Genomic DNA, 19,949 nt, shown 5'->3' with positions numbered 1-19,949 from the left:
GTCGAGTTCCACGTCAACTGGTATCAGCTCTCTGTCGACCGGCGTAAGCTCGTTGTCCACATCGACCTCGACGGGCATCAGCAGCCTGTCGACTGGGTTGAGCACGACGAACAGCAACGTCACGAGCCTGTCGAGTTCCACGTCAACTGGTATCAGCTCTCTGTCGACTGGCGTGAGCTCGCTGTCCACGTCGACCTCGACAGGCATTAGCAGCCTGTCGACGGGTCTGAGCACGACCAACAGCAACGTGACGAGCCTGTCGAGCTCTACCTCGACGGGCATCAGCTCTCTGTCCACGTCGACCTCGACCGGCATCAACAGCCTGTCGACCGGTTTGAGCACGACCAACAGCAACGTGACGAGCCTCTCGAGCTCTACCTCGACGGGCATCAGCTCTCTGTCCACGTCGACCTCGACCGGCATCAACAGCCTGTCGACCGGTTTGAGCACGACCAATAGCAACGTGACGAGCCTGTCGAGCTCGACCTCAACGGGAATCAGCTCTCTGTCGACATCCACCTCGACCGGCATCAGCAGCCTGTCGACCGGCCTGAGCACGACCAACAGCAATGTGACGAGCCTGTCGAGCTCCACCTCGACAGGCATCAGCTCATTGTCGACTTCGACCTCCACGGGCATTAGCTCTCTGTCGACTGGCGTGAGCTCGCTGTCCACGTCGACCTCGACTGGCATTAGCAGCCTGTCGACGGGTCTGAGCACGACCAACAGCAACGTGACGAGCCTCTCGAGCTCTACCTCGACGGGCATCAGCTCTCTGTCCACGTCGACCTCGACCGGCATCAACAGCCTGTCGACCGGTTTGAGCACGACCAACAGCAACGTCACAAGTCTGTCGAGTTCTGCGTCGACGGGTATCAGTTCGCTGTCGACCTCGACTTCCACGGGCATCAACTCTCTGTCGACTGGCGTGAGCTCGCTGTCCACGTCGACTTCGACGGGCATCAGCAGCCTGTCGACCGGCCTGAGTACCACGAACAGCAATGTGACGAGCCTTTCGAGCTCCACCTCGACCGGCATCAGCTCGCTGTCGACTTCGACCTCGACCGGCATCAGCAGCCTGTCGACCGGTTTGAGTACCACGAACAGCAACGTCACGAGCCTGTCGAGTTCCACGTCGACCGGGATCAGCTCGCTGTCCACGTCGACCTCGACGGGGATCAGTAGCCTGTCGACCGGTTTGAGCACGACTAACAGCAATGTGACGAGCCTGTCGAGCTCGACATCGACGGGAATCAGCTCTCTGTCGACATCCACCTCGACCGGCATCAACAGCCTGTCGACCGGCTTGAGCACGACGAACAGCAACGTCACAAGCCTGTCGAGTTCCACGTCCACGGGTATCAGTTCGCTGTCGACGGGTGTGAGTTCGTTGTCGACCGGCCTGAGCACGACCAACAGCAACGTCACAAGCCTGTCGAGCTCGACATCAACAGGCATCAATTCACTGTCGACAGGCGTGAGTTCGTTGTCGACGGGCCTGACTTCATTGTCCACGTCGACGTCGACCGGGATCAGCAGCCTCTCGACCGGCATCACGAGTCTCTCGACGGGCATCACGAGCCTGTCGACCGGGATTACCAGCCTGTCGACTGGCCTGAGCACAACCAATAACAACGTGACGAGCCTCTCGAGTTCGACCTCGACGGGCATCAGTTCACTGTCGACTGGCTTGAGCACAGCGATCTCGTCCTCGCGCACGCATTACTACAGCGTGAACGACGGCGGTACGCAGCAGGCCAACTACAACAACGACGGCGCGACCGGCGTCAACGCGCTGGCCGCGGGTACCGCGGCACTCGCGTCGGGTGCCAGCAGCGTGGCAGTGGGTGACGGTGCGAACGCGACGGCCGACGGCGCGGTCGCACTCGGTCAGGCCAGCACCGCGTCGGTCAGCAACGGGGTGGCGATCGGCAACGGCGCGGCCGTATCGATAGCCAACTCGGTTGCCCTGGGGGCGGGTTCGACGGTCACGACGGCAGCGGTGCCGGTCTCATCGGTCTCGTTCGGGTCGATGACGCTCGGCCAGTTCGCCGGCGCGTCGCCGGTGGGGGTGGTCAGCTTCGGTTCGCCGGGCAACGAACGGCAGCTCACCAACGTCGCAGCCGGCCAGATCTCGGCGACCAGCACCGACGCGATCAACGGCAGTCAGCTGTTCAGCGTGGCCAGCCAGCTGAGCACGTCGCTCGGCGAGATCTCGTCGCTGTCGACGGGACTGAGCACGGTCAACAGCAACCTGGGCAGTCTGTCGACCTCGACGTCGACCGGCCTGGGCAGTTTGTCGACGTCGACCTCGACGGGTATCAGCAGTCTGTCGACGGGCTTGAGCACGACGGCGTCGACGCTGAATCCGGGCAACCCGAACCACAATCAGAACGGCGGCGACACGACGACGCAGGGCCGCGGATTCAACAACACGACGACGACCACGGTCGACTCGTCGAGCTGCGGCTCGGCCAACGGCGCCGACACGACTGTGTCAGGCACCTGTGCGCAGGCCGGCACGGTCGCCGGGGTGAACGGCGCGACCACGACGACGGTCGCGAACGGTGCCACGGCGATCGGTTCGCAGTCGCTTGCCCAGGACACGAACACGACGGCGATCGGCTTCCGGGCGACCGCGCAGGGCCAGGGTTCGACGGCGATGGGCTTCCAGTCGCAGGCAACGGGCACGCAGTCGACGGCGCTCGGCTCGAACTCGGTGGCGAGCGGCGCGAACTCGGTGGCGCTCGGCTCGGGCTCGGTGGCGAACGAGGCGAACACGGTGTCGGTGGGTTCGGCCGGCAGCGAGCGGCGCGTCACGAACGTCGCGCCGGGCGTGAACCCGACCGACGCGGTGAATCTGTCGCAGTTGCAAGGCGTGCAGAACAACGTCAACAACGTGGCGCGCTACGCGTACTCGGGGGTGGCGATGGCCGGTGCGCTCGCCGGTCTGCCGCAGGTCGAGGCGGGCAAGACGTTCATGCTCGGCGCCGGTCTCGGCAACTACGGCGGCTACACGGCACTGGCGGTCGGCGGCAGCGCGCGGGTCACGCAGAACACGATCGTCAAGTTCGGCGTGAGTACCTCGAGCGGCGAGCGCGTGCTGTTCAACGCCGGCGTGGGATATTCGTGGTAGGCCCCGGGCGGTAGCGTCGGAGCGCCTCTGACGATATGATTGCCGTACCCCTCGCGGACCGCTGTCGTACAGCGGTCCGCGCTACTTCTGCTCCACGGCCCCATGCGCATCGGAATCTCCGTCATCAGTCATCAAGGCCAGAATATCTGGCAGAACGGTCTCGGTCAGAACGTCGTGTTCCTGGCCCGGCTGTTCCAGCGGCTGCCGTTCGTGCGCGCTGTCTCGCTGATCGACGTCGGCGACCAGGGGGCGATGCCCGAGCAGGTCGATACGGCGACGCTCGGTCTCACGCTGATGTCGCAGCGCGAAGCGACCGACGAGGTCGACGTCATTATCGAAATGTCCGGCGCGCTCGATGTTCAATGGCTCGATCTGATGCGCGCCCGCGGCAGGAAGGTCGTCTATTACTGCTGCGGTCATCCGTTCGCGGGCCTCGCGGAACCGCCGGTGTTCGACAAGCCGAGCCACTTCTCGCGCGCGGACCGCTGCGATGAAATCTGGGTGCTGCCCGAGTACCGGATGTTCGCCAGCTTTCAGCGCACGCTGCATCGCTGCGTGGTACATGAGGTGCCTTATCTGTGGCATCCGCAGTTCATCCGGCAACGCATCGCCGAGGTCGAGGGGCAGGGTTTTCGCTTCGGCTGGGCGGCTGCTTGCGAACAGCGGGTAGCGGATGCGCGCACGGGGTTACGTGTGGCTATCTTCGAGCCGAACATCTCGGTGGCGAAGACGTCGATGATCTCGATGCTCGCCTGCGACGAAGCGTATCGCGCGGACCGTTCGAGCATCGACGCGATGCACGTGCTCAACACGCTGCACATGGCAAACCACCCCACGATGCTGCATCTCGCCAATTCGCTCGATCTCGTGCGCGAGCACAAAGCCACGTTCCATGGTCGGCACGATATCGTCGGGTTCATGGTGCAGCACGCGGATGCCGTCGTGTCGCATCAGTGGACCAACGACCAGAACTACAGCTACATGGATACGCTGACCGGCGACTATCCGCTCGTGCACAACTCCGAATGGCTGCGCGACTTCGGCGCGGGCTACTACTATCCTGAGTTCGACGCGGTGCAGGGTGGTGCGCAGTTGCGGCATGCGGCAGCCAGTCACGATGCGAATCTCGCGGACTATCGCAGCGGCTCGCAGCGCGTGTTCGACGCGGTCGACCCGTTCGCCGCACACAATCTGCAGGGCTACGCGGAGCGGCTGCTGGATCTGTGCCGCGACACACCGTTCGTCGACGGGCGGCAATCATCATGAACACGACCCGTCTGAACGTCGGCGTCTCGATCTACGTGCGCAAAGGCACGCAGTCGCTGTGGGAAAACGGTATTTTTCAGAACTGCATCTACCTAGTGATGCTGTTGAAGCGCATGCCGCGTGTCGGCAATGTGTTTCTGGTCGCCGGCGGTGACGGCAGCACCGAGGACGCGCAGAACTTTCTCGGCGATGCACCGGCACCGGTGATCGACATGAACACGGCGATGGACAGTCTCGACCTGATGATCGAGATGAGCGCGCAGCTGGGCCGCGAATGGATCGTCGCGTTCCGCGAGCGCGGCGGCAAGGTCGTGACGATGCGCGTCGGCAACGACTACGTGATCGACATCGAACGGATGGTGTTCGACAAGCCGCACGGGCTGCTCATTTCGGGCGCGCCGTACGACGAGATCTGGACGCTGACGCAGTACGAAAAGACGGCCGCGCAGTACTACCGCAGCGCGATGCGCGCGAGCGTGCGGATCGTGCCGCATCTGTGGAGTCCCGCGATGCTGGAGCGCGAGGTCGCGGCGCTGCCCGAGGGCATGAGCTTCGGTTACCGGCCGGGGCGTCGGCGCTGGCGCGCGGGCATCTTCGAGCCGAACATCTGCATGGTCAAGACGGGCTTGATTCCGATGCTGTGCTGCGAAGTCGCGCATCGCGCCGATCCGGACCTGCTCGAACGCGTGTGGGCGTACAACACGTTCCACCTGAAAGAGCACGTGACCTTCAACGGCTTCGCGCGCAGTCTGAACATCGTGCAGCATGGCCTCACGTCGTTCGAAGGGCGCTTTCCGTTCGTGCGCGTCGTGTCGAGCGATGTCGACGTGGTCGTCTCGCATCACTGGGAAAACGCGCAGAACTACGTGTATTACGAGGCACTGTACGGCGGCTATCCGCTGATCCACAATTCGCATCTGCTCGGCGATTGTGGGTATCGCTATCAAGACTTCGACTGCGAAGAGGGCGGTGCGGCTTTGCGTCGCGCGTTCGCGGAGCACGATGCGGGGCTCGATGCATACCGGCAGTCGGCGAAGGCATATCTGCGGCGCCTCGATCCCGAAAACGAAGGCAACGTACGCGCGTACGCGGATGCGATCGACGCGCTCTATGTGCAATCAACGTGAGTCGCGAGCCATGAACTCCGGGTTTTCCTCGTTTCGTTTTCGTCTTTCGATCGTGGCCGCATTCGGTGCACTACTGGCCGCCACGCCGGGTAGCAGCGTATTCGCGCAAAGTATTCTCGCCGCGCCGACGCCGGCCGGTCCGTTGAACTCGATGGCCGCGGCGATCAACAACATTGGCGTCAAGCAATGCCGGTCGCAATTGACCGCGCTGTCGACGCTCGGCGTCCAGGGCACGTCTACCAACGATCTGCTGCTCGACTGGGATCACAAGCGCGTGAACACGAGCCCGATCTTTTCGCTGATCGGGTTGGAGTATCCGTCGAACGCAGCGGCGGCGATGTCGGTGACGGCAGTGCCGGAACCGGACGGCTCGTGTTCGGTGTCGGCGGAGCGGATTTCGGTCGCGCCGGTTGCGTGCAAGACCATCGCCGGGCAGGAACTGCAGGGCTATCGCGCGACATCGCTACTCGGTCATATGACGGTGTACACGGACGGCAAGGACGCCGGCTCGTCGGTCTCGCTGATCGATTCGCCGCCGGGCTGTCTTGTGATCCGGCGCTATGTCGCGTTTTCGAAGGCGGCGGCGCGCTGATTCGGCCGTCGTGCACGTGTCCCACACGATGAAGCAGCACCAACCGTGAGAGAACAGATGAAAATCGGAACCCTGACGAAGACCGCCGCCACGCTGCTGCTGATGTCGGTCGCGACGCTCGCGATGGCCGCGCCCGGCGCGTCTGCCGACGAACTGCTGCGCGATGCGGACGCGGTGCTGCAGCAGATCGACGCGGCGCATGAGGGGGCGCTGTGGGACAACGCCGCGCCATTCGTCAAGACGAAGATCCAGAAACCGCTGTTCGTTACGCAGTTACAGCAGGCGCGGCAGTCGCTCGGCACCATTGCTACGCGCGGCTGGGCGTCCGTCATGCGGCTGCAGTATACGAACAACCATGACGTTCCAGACGGTCTGTACGCGAACGTCGACTACGCATCGCACACGGCGGACGGCCAGACCGTGTTCGAGCTCGTCAGCTTCCGGCTGGAGTCCGACAGTCAATGGCACCTGACGGGCTATAACGTGCGCCGGACCCAGCAGCTCAATCCGGCCGTCCAGCAGAGCGTCCCGAAACCATGAGCGGACTGCGCGTCGGCATCACGATCGGGTTGCACCACGAAGCGGAAACGCTGTGGAACAACGGCATCAAGCAGAACGCGGTGTTTCTCGCCGAGGCGCTGCGACATTGCCCGAGTGTCGGGTCGACGGTGCTCGTCAACACGACGCAGATTCCGGTCACCGATAAACTTCCGTGGGACTTGACCCGCTGGCCCACGCAGACCTTCGACGACGCGAAAGACTCGCTCGACGTGCTGATCGAACTGGGCGGCCAGATCGATGGCGCGCAGACCGCGTATCTGAAGCAGCGCGGCGTGCGGCTCGTGTCGTACTGCTGCGGGTTCGAATACGTGCACGCGATGGAGTCGGTGCTGTTCCGCAAGCCGCTGTGGGGCGAGAACCTGTTCATCAACCAGCACTACGACGACATCTGGATGATTCCGCAGGTCGATCGCATCAGCCGCTCGTATTTCGAGGTGCTGCGCCGGTTGCCCGCGCGGGTCGCGCCGTTTATCTGGAGCCCGATGTTCGTCGATGCGCGTAGCAAGGACTTGCCGGAGAACGGCCGGTATCGGCCGCGCGGCGGTCCGAAGCGGCTGTCCGTCATCGAGCCGAACATCAACATCGTGAAGTTCTGCCTGTACCCGACGCTGATCGCGGATCTCGCGTACCGCGCGCGGCCCGACGACATCGAGATTCTGCAGGTTACGAACGCCGAGCAGATCGCGCGCGAGAGCCTCGAGTTCATCTCGCTGATGAACCAGCTCGACATCGTGCGGGCACACAAGGCGGTGTTCCTGGGGCGGCACGACACGCCGGAATTTCTGTCGAGCAACACCGACATCGTGATTTCGCACCAGCTCGAGAATCCGCTGAACTACATTTATCTCGAAGCCTGCTGGCAGGGGTATGCGCTGGTGCACAACGCGTCGCTGTGTCCGGATCTCGGTTACTACTATCCGGATAACGACGCGACGAAGGGCGCGCAGCAGGTGCTGACCGCGCTCGATCAGCACGACGCGCATGCATCGTGGTATCGCGAGACGCAGCGCACGATGATTGCGCGTTATCTGCCGGATCATCCGCAGCTGGTCGCCACGTACGATGCGCTGCTCGAAGACCTGGTGCGCCGGCCGCTTCGCTAGCAGGCAGTTTTCATGCGGTAAGCGCGACGTTCACATCACACCTTGATAAGTGAATTCAACCATGCTGTTTGGCCGCATTGCTGGACTCCTCGAGCAGGGCGATTTACTCGGCGCGGCGCGAGACATTTCGCAATGGCGTCGCGAGCAGCCGGACGATGCCGGTGCGCTGACGCTCGCGGCCCGCTTGCTGCGGCTGCGCGGACGCTACGCGCAGGCGGTGGCGACGCTCGAACCGTCGCTTGCCGCGGTCGATCGATTTGCGCCGGCGCTGGTGGAGATGGCGCGCTCGACGCGCGCGCTTGGCCAGCACGCGGTCGCGTTGCAATGGTTCGAGCGGGCCTGGCAAGCGAGATTGATGCACACGAATCGCAGCGACGCCGTCGCAGCCGGCAGCAATGCGGACGATAAAGGCAACAGCGAGCGCGGCTGGCCGTCGGAATGGGTCGAAGTGCTCGTGCAACTGGAACGGCACAAGGAGGTGATAGCGATCGCCGAAGCGTGGTGCGCGGCCGACAGCGAACACGCGCAGCCGTGGTTCGTGCTGGGACTTGCGCAACAGCGCATCGGCGAACTGGACGCGGCATTCGACGCGTACAGCCACGCGACGCGGATCGATCCCGATGTGCCGATGCTGCGTAACAACCTCGGCGCGCTGTACAACCAGATGAAGGATCCCGCGACCGGGCGCCGCCTCGTGCTGGATGTGCTCAATCGCGATCCGGAGAACGCGCTTGCGTGGGTCAACCTGTCGAGCGCATGTCTGTCGCTGCGCGAACCGGACGACGCGCTGATCACCGCCGAGCGCGCGTGCGTGCTGGCGCCGTCGTATGCGGAGGCGCACGGCGCGCGCGCGAGCGCGCTGAAGGAACTGCAGGGCTGGGACGACGCGCTCGCCGCGGTGATCCGTTGCGCGGAACTCACGCCGCATTCGCCGCGCGTGCAGTGGTCGGTGGCGATGCTGCAACTGGTGCGGGGCGATTACGTGAACGGCCTCGTGAATCACGAGGCGCGCTGGCAGGGATCGATCGAACTGTCGAGGACGCCGGCGTTCCATCCCGAGCGGCGCTGGCGCGGAGAGGATCTTGCCGGCAAGCGGCTGTTCGTGTGGGGCGAGCAGGGGTTCGGCGACGCGATCCAGCTCGTGCGCTTCATCCCGCCGCTCGCCGAGCGCGTGAAGGCGGCGGGCGGCACGCTCGTGTATCACACCTTCAATGGCCTGCAGTCGCTGTTCGCGCATAGTCTCGCGCGCTACGGCGTACAGCCCGTCGCGGGTTTGAGCGTCGATCCGGCTAGCTTCGATTTTCATATTCCGATCGGCAGTCTGCCGCTCATGTTCGGCGTGACGCCCGATACGCTGCCGGCCGCCGCTGGCTATCTGGAAGCGGACTCCGCGCCAGTCGAGCGGTGGCGCGCGAAGCTCGGGCCGTCCCGTGCGCTGCGCGTCGGCCTCGTGTGGAGCGGCAGCCTTGGGCATCAGCGCAATCCGCTGCGCTCGGTCGATCCCGAGCAGTATGCGCACGCGTTCGGCGGCATCGCGGACGTGGAGTTCCACAGCTTGCAGGTCGGTCACAGCGATGGCGTCACGCGGATGCGCGAACAGGGGCTCGCGGTCAACGATCCCACGCCCGACCTCGTATCGTTCGATGAAACCGCCGCACTGATTCGCAACCTCGATCTGGTGATCACGGTGTGCACGTCGGTCGCGCATCTGGGTGGCGCGCTCGGCGTGACGACGTGGCTGCTGCTCGACGTCAATCCGCACTGGGTGTGGATGCTCGAGCGTCGCGACAGTCCGTGGTACAGCAGCATGAAGCTGTTTCGCCAGCGCGACTATCGCGACTGGTCGCCGGTGATGGGCGAATTGCACGACGCGTTGGCGCAGCTCGCGGCCCGGCGTTCGGGCAGCCACTGAATCCGGATTGGCGCCTGTTTGTGTTTGAAGAGCATGTTTAACGCAATCGCGACGCGATTGCTTTTACGGGCATCGCCATTGTGCGAGGCGCTGCCGCGGAATTACCATTACCGACGGGCGCGCCGCGCGACCGGGGCACGAGATTCACCACGACAAAGAGCCGAGCCATGTCTACTGATGACACCTCAGACGTCTTCCTCAAAATCTATCGCGAGCAAGGCTGGCTTTCCGCCGAGAGCGTGTCCGGCTGGGGGTCGGAATTGCGCAACACCGAGCAGATCATCCGCGAGCTGCCGGGGTTTCTGCGGCGTTTCGGGATTACGTCGATGCTCGACGTGCCGTGCGGCGATTTCAACTGGATGCGGCACGTCGACCTCGAAGGCATCGACTACACCGGCGCCGACATCGTGCCCGATCTGATCGCCGCCAACCAGGCCACCTACGGTTCGCCGCACCGGCGCTTCCTGCATCTCGATCTGCTGGCCGATCCGCTGCCGGATTGCGAGTTGATCCTCTGTCGCGACTGCCTGTTCCACTTTTCGCATGCGGACGTGTTCCGCGCGTTCGAGACTTTCGCGAACAGCCGCGCGCGCTATCTGCTCACGACCACGTTCACGTGCCGCACCTACCCGCGCAACGCCGATATCGCGACGGGACAGTGGACGCCGATCAACCTCGAAATGGTGCCGTACAATTTGCCGCCGCCGCGTGCGCTGCTAATCGAAGGCAGTCAGGAGAGCATCATCTACGGGCCCAACAATCTGACCGTGCCGCAGTACGACCGCTGTCTGGGGTTGTGGGAGATCGACAGCATCTGCGCACGGCTTCGGCAACGCTACGTACAGGCGGGACACGCGTCATGATCGTTCTGAGTCACTTCCGCCGGACGGCACCGGCCAGCCTCCACAATCATCGGTATTACGCGCGCAGGCTTGGATACCGGCACGACTACAACGACGCGACCGCCGTGACCGACCGGCGGCCGTTGTGCCTGCTCTACAAATACGAATGGCTGTTGCACACGCTGCGCCGCGCGGCAGAAGGCGAGAGCGTGCTGCTGCTGAGCGAGGACGCGGCGATCGTTCGCGTGATACCGCTGGAACGGGTGCTCGGAGATCGCAACTGGTTGCTCGCCCGCACGTCCGGTCACGTGCTGCCGCAGATCGACGTGCAGATCTGGCGCAACACGCCGGCGGGACGCGCGGCGGTCGAAGCGGTCGTGCGGCGTTGCCGGCTGGGCGGCGAACCGGTCGACTCCGAGGCCGCGCTGTTCGAAGGGCTGGAGACGGTTCACTACCAGAGTCTGATCGACGGTGTTTGCCCGGTGATGGGCGCGGGCTACAACTACGACCCGGTGTGGAGCCGCGTGCCGACCTTCTCGATAAGCATCGACGATGCGCCCGAAATGCCATCGAACAAAGGCGTGACGCCGAGATTTCGCGACATACTCGTCACGCACGTGAACGGGCATCTCGCGTCTGGTCTGCCGCTGTTCGACTTCCCCGTCTACGAGGCACCCGACAGCGCCGAGCGCAGTACGTACGGGCCGTTCGGATCGCGCATCGCGCTGACCACGCTCTATACGTCCAACATCGACTCATATGGCCGGATCGCGGAACGCAATTTCCGGCGCTACTGCGAGGCGCACGGCTACACGCTGTACGTTCATCGTGACATACCGAAGGAAGTCGGCCTGGAGGCGAGCGGCAACTGGTTCAAGCCGTGGCTGCTGCACGCGTACCTGCAGCATCACGAGTGGGTATTCTGGATCGATGCCGATGTGCTGATCGCCGATCTGGATCAGCCGCTCGAACCCCTGCTGGACAACCGGGACTGGTTGCTCGCCCGTGACGTCGGGCAATGGGCGTTCAACTCGGGCGTCATGGGATTTCGGCGCACCGAGCGCAACAACGCGATGCTGGGCGATCTGATGGCGGATATTGCGGGTGTCGTGGACCGGTCGTCCGTGTATGCGAGCAACGGCGACCAGATGTACTTCATCGAAGCGATGAATCGTGCCGGACTGCTGGACGATGCGCCCGTGCTGGATTCGACGGTCTTCAATACGCCGTGGACGCTGCGTCGACCCGACAGCTTCATCGTTCACTACTACGGCATGTGGACGGAAATGCGGGCGCTGATGATGGCGCACGACGACGCGCTGCTCGACTAGCGGCGCGCCGCCCTCGCCGCCCATCGGCGGCGAGACTTCAACGGGTTAGCGGATGACGATCGTGACGCGCCGGTTCTTCGCGCGTCCTTCTGGCGTGGCGTTCGACGCGACCGGATTGTCCGGGCCCAGGCCGCGAGCAGTGAACGCCGCGGACTTCATCCCGTGATCCTTCAGATAGGCGACCACCGTGTTGGCGCGGCGTTGCGACAGCGCCATATTGTGTGCACGCGTGCCGCGCGAATCCGTGTAGCCGTTCACCGTGACTTCCTCGAAGGTCGTGTCCTTGTTCGCGGCGAGCAGCGCATCGAGCTTTTCAATACCGGCCGGTGCGAGGTTCGCCCGATCGGTCATGAAGTTTGCTTCGCCGTTGAGTTCGAGGTTCATCGGGGCAGCGCTCGCCGCCGGTTCCGATGTCGCGGCCGGTTCGGCCGCGGTTTGCACCGCGCCGCACTGGAAGGTGAACGTGCGGGGATCGCTCGTAGCCCCGGCGGCGCGGATAGTGTCGACCGATTCGACTACACGCACAGGCTGGTCGCCGCAGATGCGCTGCGCGGCTTTCATGCAGGCCTTCGAGCTCTCGAAAATGCCGCCGCACTCGACTCGATACGCTTTCTCATGGCCGGGAACATCGACCGAGTAAGCGTTGAACGTCGGTCCGGATGTGGCGGAGCAGCCTGCCAGCGCAGCGGAGAAGGCGAGTCCGCAGAGGGCGATTTTTCTCATGTCGGCAATCCAGGAGTGTGTGTATGAGTCGGCCCGGCGATGGGCGATTTCTGGAACAGGCGGGCGATCGGTTAGCACAGCGACCACGCAAGCTCACTGCAACGCGGCCCGAATACTCCGGCCAATACAGCTTAGCGTTTCGCTCGGGATTGCCAATGAATGTTAGGCGAGATTGACACGAAATGCGCATAAATGGCGGATCTCGCTACATCAGAAAAAAATGCGCGTCCCGTAGTCGGGGGTTCGGGGATGCGCATATCAAGGAGGAAGTGCGCCTCAACGGTGAAACTCGATAAGCCGTTGAAGCGACTTGAGTTTAGAGGAGCAGAGGACTTGCACTGTGAATAAATGTGTGTTCAGGCCAACGGCTGGACTCGTCCGAATGGACATCTGCTGCTATACCGAAAAAATGAATGCGGTGCGCATGCTTATCATTATTTAACAGTCTTCGAGCGGGGCTTCCAGGAGAATGCATTCATGGAAGGTGTTACACGCGTTGGCTGGACACGGTTATCCGATCGCTTGCCTGGTGTGGCCAGGTGTAAGAAGAAAACATCGATCGGCGTGTCTTACGGGGAGCCATGCGGGGGAGCCAGGCGGAAGGCGGCTTGTCATGCCCATGCCGCGTCCGCAGTGTTGCGCGGTAGGTCTGCCGCATAGATAGAACGAGTCAGCCGTCGGGAACCGCATCAATATGAGAATTTGTATCCTTGATAACGATGTACAGATCCTCGACACGATCAGCGACGTACTGGGTACGGCGGGTCACGTGTGTCACCGGTTCACGGAAGGGCGGACGCTCGTCAAGCATCTGCAGCGGCAGTCGGCCGATCTTCTGATAATCGAATGGGCATTGCCCGATATGTCCGGCGAAGAAGTGCTGAAATGGGTTCGCAAGCACTTGCCGCCCAGCGTGCTCGTCCTGTTTCTCACAACCCGGCGGCGCGATACCGATATCGTCTCGATCTTCGACGGCGGCGCCGACGACTGCGTCGTCAAGCCCGTATCGCCGAGTGTGTTCGCCGCGCGCGTCGAATCGCTGTTGCGACGCAAGCAGATGCGGGTCATGGTACCCGGTACGATCACGTTCGGACCATATACGTTTCATACCGGCGGCGCGGTGACGATGAACGGCAACCGGCTGCTTCTGACACGCAAGGAGCGCGATCTCGCGCTGATGCTGTTCCAGCACCTGAACCAGCCCGTCTCGCGCGATCATCTGCTCGAAGTGGTATGGAAATCGGATGTGCGGTTCGAATCGAGGACCGTCGACACGCATATTTCCGTATTGAGAAAAAAAATGCAGTTGCAGCCCGAAACGGGCTTCAAGATCACGACCATCTATGGTTACGGCTATCGCCTCGAATCGATCGACGAGATCGGCGCGATTAACGAATAACGCGTAACCTCTTCCTTCACTCATCCCAAAGCTGGACGTGCGCGCTTCGCGGAGCCTGTGCAGCCGATACATGCTCGACCTCGTCGTCGATCAGGTACGGTTGCGGCTGGAGCGGTGGTGGGGCCGTATGTTTTTCGACATGCATGTCGACTGCCGTGTGCGGCGTATTGCGCCGGCGCGATTGCTTTAACCGTGCATGCTTTTTCATAGGCACCCGTCAGTCAGTCTGGTCGCTCTTATGCGTAATCGCGTTGGCTGCGCAATACAGAAGCTCAGTCTAACTTAGGGTCTTGGCCGCAGACTTTTAACTATTGTAAAAGCCATGCAATTTGAGTTGTGCCAAATCTCAAAATTAAATAAGGTCATGGGCGAAAAGTCAGATCGATCTCGAAATTGACGACGGTATACGGACGTCAACTACGTCTTTCCGGTTTCCCCCGGGGGTCTACAACCGTGCAGCGGATCGCAAGCGGTTGCAGCAGACACGAACAATGCAATGAAAACGACGAGACACGTCCTGGTTCTCACGGCTGGACCGCAGCCCGAATGGATGCCCGACCTCGAATCTCAATTCTGGTCCGTCACGTCCTCCCTCCCCACACATGAACTTCGCAGAACGCTGCGTGCGAGCGACCTCGCGTGCGTGGTCATCGATTTCTCGCACGGCTTCGATGTCAGCGCGCGCATGGCGCTCGAACGATTGCTCGCGTTGCCGCACGTTGGTGCAGTGGGTCTGCTAGGCCCTGATCAGCTGGCCGATCCTGTCGTGCGCACCCTCGCGGTCGATCATTGCTTCGATGTGTTGTCGGTGCCGTTCTCGCCGGTTCAGCTTACGCTGTCGATCGCATCTGCATTCGACATGCTGAAGTCGCGGATGCGCGAGCTTGACCCCGACGGTAACGAGCTGCAGCGTACCGGGTTGAAGGGCGGGCATCAGGTGCACGTCGAAGGCAGCATGGTCGGTTCGTGCGAGGCGATGATCTCGCTCTTCCGGTCGATACGCAAAGTCGCGCGAACCGACGCACCGGTGTTCATCTCCGGAGAGTCGGGCACTGGCAAGGAGTTGACCGCACAGGCTATCCACGAACGCTCGGAGCGCCGCGGGCGGCCGTTCGTCGCCATCAATTGCGGCGCGATTCCGCCGCACCTGCTGCAATCGGAACTGTTCGGCTACGAACGCGGCGCGTTCACCGGGGCGAACCAGCGCAAGATCGGCCGCGTCGAGCAGGCGATGGGCGGTACGCTGTTCCTCGACGAAATCGGCGATCTGCCGTTCGAAAGCCAGGCGAGCTTGCTACGATTCCTGCAGGAAAAGACCATCGAGCGCATCGGCGGCCATCAGCCGATCGACGTCGACGTGCGGATCGTCGCGGCGACGCACGTCGATATGCCCGAGGCAATCGCGAGCGGCCGGTTCCGCGAGGACCTGTTCCATCGGCTGTGCGTGCTTCATCTCGACGAACCGCCGTTGCGCGTGCGCGGAATGGACATAGAACTGCTTGCGAGACGTGCGCTCGACCGCCATCGTTCGGATTCGCAGCGCAGGGTGCGCGGCTTTGCACCCGATGCGATCACCGCGCTCTACTGTTACGGCTGGCCCGGCAACGTGCGCGAGTTGATCAACCGGGTGAGGCGCGCGATCGTGATGTCGGAGCATCCGTTCATCACCGCCGACGATCTCGATCTCGGCGAATACACGCAGAGCCGCACGGTGTCACTGGCCGAGGCCCGCGAAGATGCGGACCGCGAGATCATCGAGCGGGCATTGTTGAGAAACCACGGCAGCTTGAGCAAGGCGGCGGGCGATCTGCGCATCTCGCGCGTGACGCTGTCGAGACTGCTGCGTACCCGCGGCATCGATGTCATGGCGTTCCGGTCGTCGCGCAATAGCGGATGAGTCAAAGAAGGCGCCGGCGCGGCGCCTGAAAGAAGAAGAGGAGGGGGACGACGAACGCGGCCCCGGCAAACAGAAGAAAGACAGGCCGCGATACCTGACTCAACGTGCACTCAGGGACGCGACGGCCAGTCGACCATCAACGCCTGCACCGGGTGCGGCTGGCTCGCGATCTTGCGGCTGCGCACGCCATAGTCGGTGCAGAGGGTATCGGTGCCGAACAACTCGGTCGCGACTGTGGCCAGTACACCGTTTTCCTGCCAGCGCAGGAAATGTCGATGACAGGTCTGATGCACCGGATACGTGTTCGGCATCGCGCTCCACGGCTTGCGATGATGCAGCACCCAGAGGATGCCGTTGACGACCTGACGGATATCCGCATGCGGACGGCCGCGGCGTGGCCCGGTCGATTTCATTTCCGGAAGCAGGCGCGCGACGCGCATCCATTCGTCTTCCGTGAGGTCGCGGAATGGAGGTTCCGGGCGGACAGGATTCGGTAACAATGGTTTTGACGACATTCGCAGGCGGAAAAAAGCACACAGAAGAACGCACACATTGGGATGCACTTCGGGCGGGAAGCGCTGGTGCGACGGGGCTGGGTGCACACGGTAGCGTGCCGCTCTAGGCTACCGCGAATGCCGGTGAGAAAATGTCAATCATTGACAAATGAAGGACAGGTCTCGTCTCGATTGGCGCGCGACTGGCCACGTCCCGCGCGCATCGCTGCGTATCGCATTAACGAATCCCGAAGTACCGATTCGGAAATCGCGACTTCGCGTGGGGCGGCATTCGGGTTCATAGTGGAGTCCACAAGCTCATCTATCCGGAGACACCGCCGTGTCCGACACCACCGCGACGCTCGATGCGTGGCTCGACAGATCCGAGACGCAACGCGACACCGTGACGGCATTTCCACTCGCCGCATTGAGTGCGACGCTGGACCGCGCGCCCGAACTAAAAGAGGTGCCGCCGCTGTGGCACTGGCTGTATTTCCTGCCGGTTTCGCCGCTCGCCGAAGCCGGCGCGGACGGCCATCCGAAGCGCGGCGGTTTCCTGCCACCGGTGCCGCTGCCGCGCAGAATGTGGGCGGGCGGGCGGTTCACGTTTCATGCGCCGCTGAAGGCCGGCGACGAGGCGCGCCGCGTGTCGACGATCGTCAATATCGAGGACAAAACGGGCCGCACTGGCCGGCTCGTGTTCGTCACCGTGCGGCATGAGATCGACGTGAATGGCGAACTGCGTATCGACGAAGAGCAGGACCTCGTGTATCGCGAGGCGTCTTCGGACATTGCCGGCGAACCGCGCAAGGAGCCCGCGAAAGCGCCGCTCGACCACGCGTTCTCACGCACGATCGAGACGGATCCGGTGCTGCTGTTCCGTTACTCCGCGCTGACCTTCAACGGGCACCGCATCCACTACGACCATCCGTATGTGACGCAGCAGGAAGGCTATCCTGGCCTTATCGTGCATGGTCCGTTGATCGCGACGCTGCTCGTCGATCTGGTGCGTCGCGAGCTGCCCGGTGCGACGCTCGCGACGTTCTCGTTCCGCGCGCTGCGACCCACCTTCGTGCCGAATCCGTTCACCGTCTGCGGCAAGCCGTCGGTGGACGGCACGAGCATCGAACTGTGGGCGAAAGACCACGACGGCTATCTGACGATGCGTGCGTCGGCGACGCTCGCCTGATCCTCTCTTCTCCCACCATGCAAACCAGTCATTCGGACCAGTACCAGGACATTCGCGAAGCGGTTCGCGATCTCTGCCAGCAGTTCTCCGGCGAATATTTCCGCAAGATCGACGAGTCGCGCGGTTACCCCGAAGCGTTTGTCGATGCGCTCACACAGGCCGGCTGGCTCGCCGCGCTGATCCCGCAGGAGTATGGCGGCTCGGGCCTCGGTCTCACCGAAGCGTCGGTCATCATGGAGGAGATCAATCGTGCCGGCGGCAATTCCGGTGCGTGCCACGGCCAGATGTACAACATGGGCACGCTGCTGCGCCATGGTTCTACCGCACAGAAAGAGCGCTATCTGCCGAAGATCGCGAGCGGAGAATTGCGTCTGCAGTCGATGGGCGTGACCGAGCCCACCACCGGCACCGACACGACGAAGATCAAGACCACCGCCGAGCGTCGCGGCGACCGCTACGTGATCAACGGACAGAAGGTATGGATCTCGCGCGTGCAGCATTCGGACCTGATGATCCTGCTCGCGCGCACCACGCCGCTCGCCGACGTCAAGCGCAAGTCCGAAGGCATGTCGATTTTCCTGGTCGATCTGCGCGAAGCGGTCGGCCACGGCATGACCGTGCAGCCCATCCCGAACATGGTCAATCACGAGACCAACGAACTCTTCTTCGACAACCTCGAAATCCCCGCTGAAAACCTGATCGGCGAAGAAGGGCAGGGCTTCAAATATATCCTCGACGGCCTGAACGCCGAGCGCACGCTGATCGCCGCCGAATGCATCGGCGACGGCTACTGGTTCATCGACAAGGTCAGCGCGTACGCGAAAGAGCGCGTCGTCTTCGGCCGGCCGATCGGGCAGAACCAGGGCGTGCAGTTTCCGATCGCACGCGCGTTCGTCAACGTCGAAGCGGCGAGCCTGATGCGCTTCGAAGCCGCGCAACGTTTCGATGCGCACGAGCCATGCGGTGCACAGGCGAACATGGCGAAGCTGCTGGCGGCGGACGCGTCATGGGAGGCGGCGAACGCGTGCCTGCAGTTTCACGGCGGCTTCGGCTTCGCGTGCGAATACGACGTCGAGCGCAAGTTCCGCGAAACGCGGCTCTATCAGGTCGCGCCGATCTCGACGAACCTGATCCTCGCGTACGTGGCCGAGCATATCCTCGGTCTGCCGCGTTCGTTCTGAGAGTGACATCATGAGACCGCTCGACGGCATCAAGGTCATCACGCTCGAACACGCGATCGCCGCGCCTTTCTGCACGCGGCAACTGGCCGACATGGGGGCGCGCGTCATCAAGGTGGAACGGCCGGGAACGGGCGATTTCGCGCGCGGCTACGACGCGCGCGTGCACGGCCTCGCATCGCATTTCGTGTGGGTGAACCGCTCGAAGGAAAGCCTCACGCTCGACGTCAAGCACGCGGACGCGGCACACATTCTCGACGCGCTCGTCGCCGATGCCGACGTGCTCGTGCAGAATCTCGCGCCGGGTGCGGCCGAGCGGCTCGGACTCAGCTACGCGGCATTGCGCGAGCGCCATCCGCGGTTGATCGTCTGCGACATTTCCGGCTACGGCGCCGACGGTCCGTACCGCGACAAGAAAGCCTACGACCTGCTGATCCAGAGCGAATCTGGCTTCCTGTCGATCACCGGTTCGCCGGACGCGCCCGCGAAGGCCGGCTGTTCGATCGCCGATATCGCGGCAGGGATGTATGCGTATTCGAGCATCCTCAACGCGCTGCTGCTACGCGGACGTACCGGCGAGGGTTGCCGGATCGATGTGTCGATGCTCGAGAGCATGGTCGAGTGGATGGGCTATCCGCTGTACTACGCGATCGACGGCCAGAGTCCGCCCGCGCAGTCGGGTGCCGCGCACGCCACCATCTACCCGTACGGTCCGTTTCCCGCCGGTGACGGCAAGACCGTGATGCTCGGCCTGCAGAACGAGCGCGAATGGAAGCTCTTCTGCGAACAGGTGCTCGAAGACCCGACGCTCGCCGTCGATCCGCGCTTCGATGCAAATCCGAAACGCTCCGCGGCTCGTGACGCGCTGCGCGACATCATCGTCGCGGCGTTCTCGACGTTGAGTGCTGCGGAGGTGATCGCGCGTCTCGACCGCGCGGGCGTCGCGAACGCGCAGGTCAACACGCTGCACGACGTGTGGGCGCATCCGCAATTGCAGGCGCGCGAGCGCTGGCGCACGGTCGACACGCCAGCGGGCCCGGTACCCGCACCACTGCCGGTGGGCGTGCCCGATACCGTCGAGCCGCGGATGGACGCGGTGCCCGCGCTCGGCGAACAAACCGATGCGATTCTCGGCGAGCTCGGCTACACGCATGCGCAGATCGATGCGCTGCGTGCGGCCGGCGCCATCTGAACCTTCT

General features: G+C 63.2%; 17 protein-coding genes. 14 read left to right on the top strand and 3 right to left on the bottom strand.

Translation table 11 applies throughout. The annotated features are described in order from the left end of the window. On the bottom strand, positions 1-1,698 hold a 1,698-nt coding region (locus ACREXZ_RS29010; RefSeq protein WP_431767576.1), incomplete at its 3' end, for a hypothetical protein. Between ACREXZ_RS29010 and ACREXZ_RS29005 the strand changes: the two genes are divergently transcribed. The 9 genes from ACREXZ_RS29005 (at position 1,691) to ACREXZ_RS28965 (ending at position 11,870) form a co-directional block, all read left to right on the top strand. Then, positions 1,691-3,136: a YadA family autotransporter adhesin gene (locus ACREXZ_RS29005; protein WP_431767575.1), complete on the top strand. Its 1,446-nt coding sequence runs from the start codon at positions 1,691-1,693 to the stop codon at positions 3,134-3,136. The genes ACREXZ_RS29010 and ACREXZ_RS29005 overlap by 8 nt on opposite strands. Positions 3,137-3,238: 102 nt before the next feature. Continuing rightward, complete coding sequence (locus ACREXZ_RS29000; protein ID WP_431767574.1) at positions 3,239-4,402, top strand: DUF2827 family protein; 1,164 nt, start codon at positions 3,239-3,241, stop codon at positions 4,400-4,402. After that, positions 4,399-5,529: a DUF2827 domain-containing protein gene (locus tag ACREXZ_RS28995; protein ID WP_431767573.1), complete on the top strand. Its 1,131-nt coding sequence runs from the start codon at positions 4,399-4,401 to the stop codon at positions 5,527-5,529. Before ACREXZ_RS29000 ends, ACREXZ_RS28995 begins: the two co-directional genes overlap by 4 nt. A gap of 10 nt (positions 5,530-5,539) precedes the next feature. Next, entirely contained in the window at positions 5,540-6,121 is a 582-nt protein-coding gene (locus ACREXZ_RS28990) for a hypothetical protein (RefSeq protein ID WP_431767572.1), read from the top strand. Between the two features lie 57 nt (positions 6,122-6,178). After that, positions 6,179-6,661: a DUF4019 domain-containing protein gene (locus ACREXZ_RS28985; protein ID WP_431767571.1), complete on the top strand. Its 483-nt coding sequence runs from the start codon at positions 6,179-6,181 to the stop codon at positions 6,659-6,661. Then, entirely contained in the window at positions 6,658-7,785 is a 1,128-nt protein-coding gene (locus tag ACREXZ_RS28980; RefSeq protein ID WP_431767570.1) for a DUF2827 domain-containing protein, read from the top strand. Before ACREXZ_RS28985 ends, ACREXZ_RS28980 begins: the two co-directional genes overlap by 4 nt. A gap of 61 nt (positions 7,786-7,846) precedes the next feature. Further along, on the top strand, positions 7,847-9,697 hold the full coding sequence (locus ACREXZ_RS28975; protein ID WP_431767569.1) for a tetratricopeptide repeat protein: 1,851 nt from the start codon (positions 7,847-7,849) through the stop codon (positions 9,695-9,697). 167 nt (positions 9,698-9,864) lie between these two features. Next, positions 9,865-10,560: a class I SAM-dependent methyltransferase gene (locus tag ACREXZ_RS28970; protein ID WP_431767568.1), complete on the top strand. Its 696-nt coding sequence runs from the start codon at positions 9,865-9,867 to the stop codon at positions 10,558-10,560. Continuing rightward, positions 10,557-11,870 (top strand): galactosyl transferase GMA12/MNN10 domain protein, encoded by a 1,314-nt coding sequence (locus tag ACREXZ_RS28965; protein WP_431767567.1) that lies wholly within the window; start codon positions 10,557-10,559, stop codon positions 11,868-11,870. Before ACREXZ_RS28970 ends, ACREXZ_RS28965 begins: the two co-directional genes overlap by 4 nt. 45 nt (positions 11,871-11,915) lie before the next feature. Here the strand turns inward: ACREXZ_RS28965 and ACREXZ_RS28960 are convergent, their stop codons facing one another. Next, positions 11,916-12,593: an OmpA family protein gene (locus ACREXZ_RS28960; protein ID WP_431767566.1), complete on the bottom strand. Its 678-nt coding sequence runs from the start codon at positions 12,591-12,593 to the stop codon at positions 11,916-11,918. A gap of 694 nt (positions 12,594-13,287) precedes the next feature. Between ACREXZ_RS28960 and ACREXZ_RS28955 the strand changes: the two genes are divergently transcribed. Further along, positions 13,288-13,992: a response regulator transcription factor gene (locus ACREXZ_RS28955; protein ID WP_431767565.1), complete on the top strand. Its 705-nt coding sequence runs from the start codon at positions 13,288-13,290 to the stop codon at positions 13,990-13,992. A 496-nt stretch (positions 13,993-14,488) separates the two neighbouring features. Continuing rightward, positions 14,489-15,889, top strand: coding sequence for a sigma 54-interacting transcriptional regulator (locus ACREXZ_RS28950; RefSeq protein WP_431767564.1), 1,401 nt, complete (start codon positions 14,489-14,491; stop codon positions 15,887-15,889). Between the two features lie 110 nt (positions 15,890-15,999). On the opposite strand, the gene ACREXZ_RS28945 is transcribed toward ACREXZ_RS28950, so the two are convergent. Then, positions 16,000-16,404 (bottom strand): transposase, encoded by a 405-nt coding sequence (locus ACREXZ_RS28945; protein WP_431767563.1) that lies wholly within the window; start codon positions 16,402-16,404, stop codon positions 16,000-16,002. 319 nt (positions 16,405-16,723) lie between these two features. Here ACREXZ_RS28945 and ACREXZ_RS28940 point away from each other — a divergent pair, with 319 nt between their 5' ends. The 3 genes from ACREXZ_RS28940 to ACREXZ_RS28930 are packed head-to-tail and all read left to right on the top strand — an operon-like array spanning position 16,724 to position 19,942. After that, positions 16,724-17,572: an FAS1-like dehydratase domain-containing protein gene (locus ACREXZ_RS28940; RefSeq protein ID WP_431767562.1), complete on the top strand. Its 849-nt coding sequence runs from the start codon at positions 16,724-16,726 to the stop codon at positions 17,570-17,572. A 17-nt stretch (positions 17,573-17,589) separates the two neighbouring features. Further along, a complete protein-coding gene (locus tag ACREXZ_RS28935) occupies positions 17,590-18,753 on the top strand; it encodes an acyl-CoA dehydrogenase family protein (RefSeq protein ID WP_431767561.1) in 1,164 nt (387 codons plus the stop codon). Between the two features lie 10 nt (positions 18,754-18,763). Further along, on the top strand, positions 18,764-19,942 hold the full coding sequence (locus ACREXZ_RS28930) for a CaiB/BaiF CoA transferase family protein (protein WP_431767560.1): 1,179 nt from the start codon (positions 18,764-18,766) through the stop codon (positions 19,940-19,942). Positions 19,943-19,949 lie beyond the last annotated feature (7 nt).

Source organism: Paraburkholderia sp., from assembly GCF_050742655.1.
GTDB lineage: Bacteria > Pseudomonadota > Gammaproteobacteria > Burkholderiales > Burkholderiaceae > Paraburkholderia.
The sequence above is the reverse complement of the archived record's forward strand: the minus strand, read 5'-3'. Positions and strand labels throughout refer to the sequence as shown.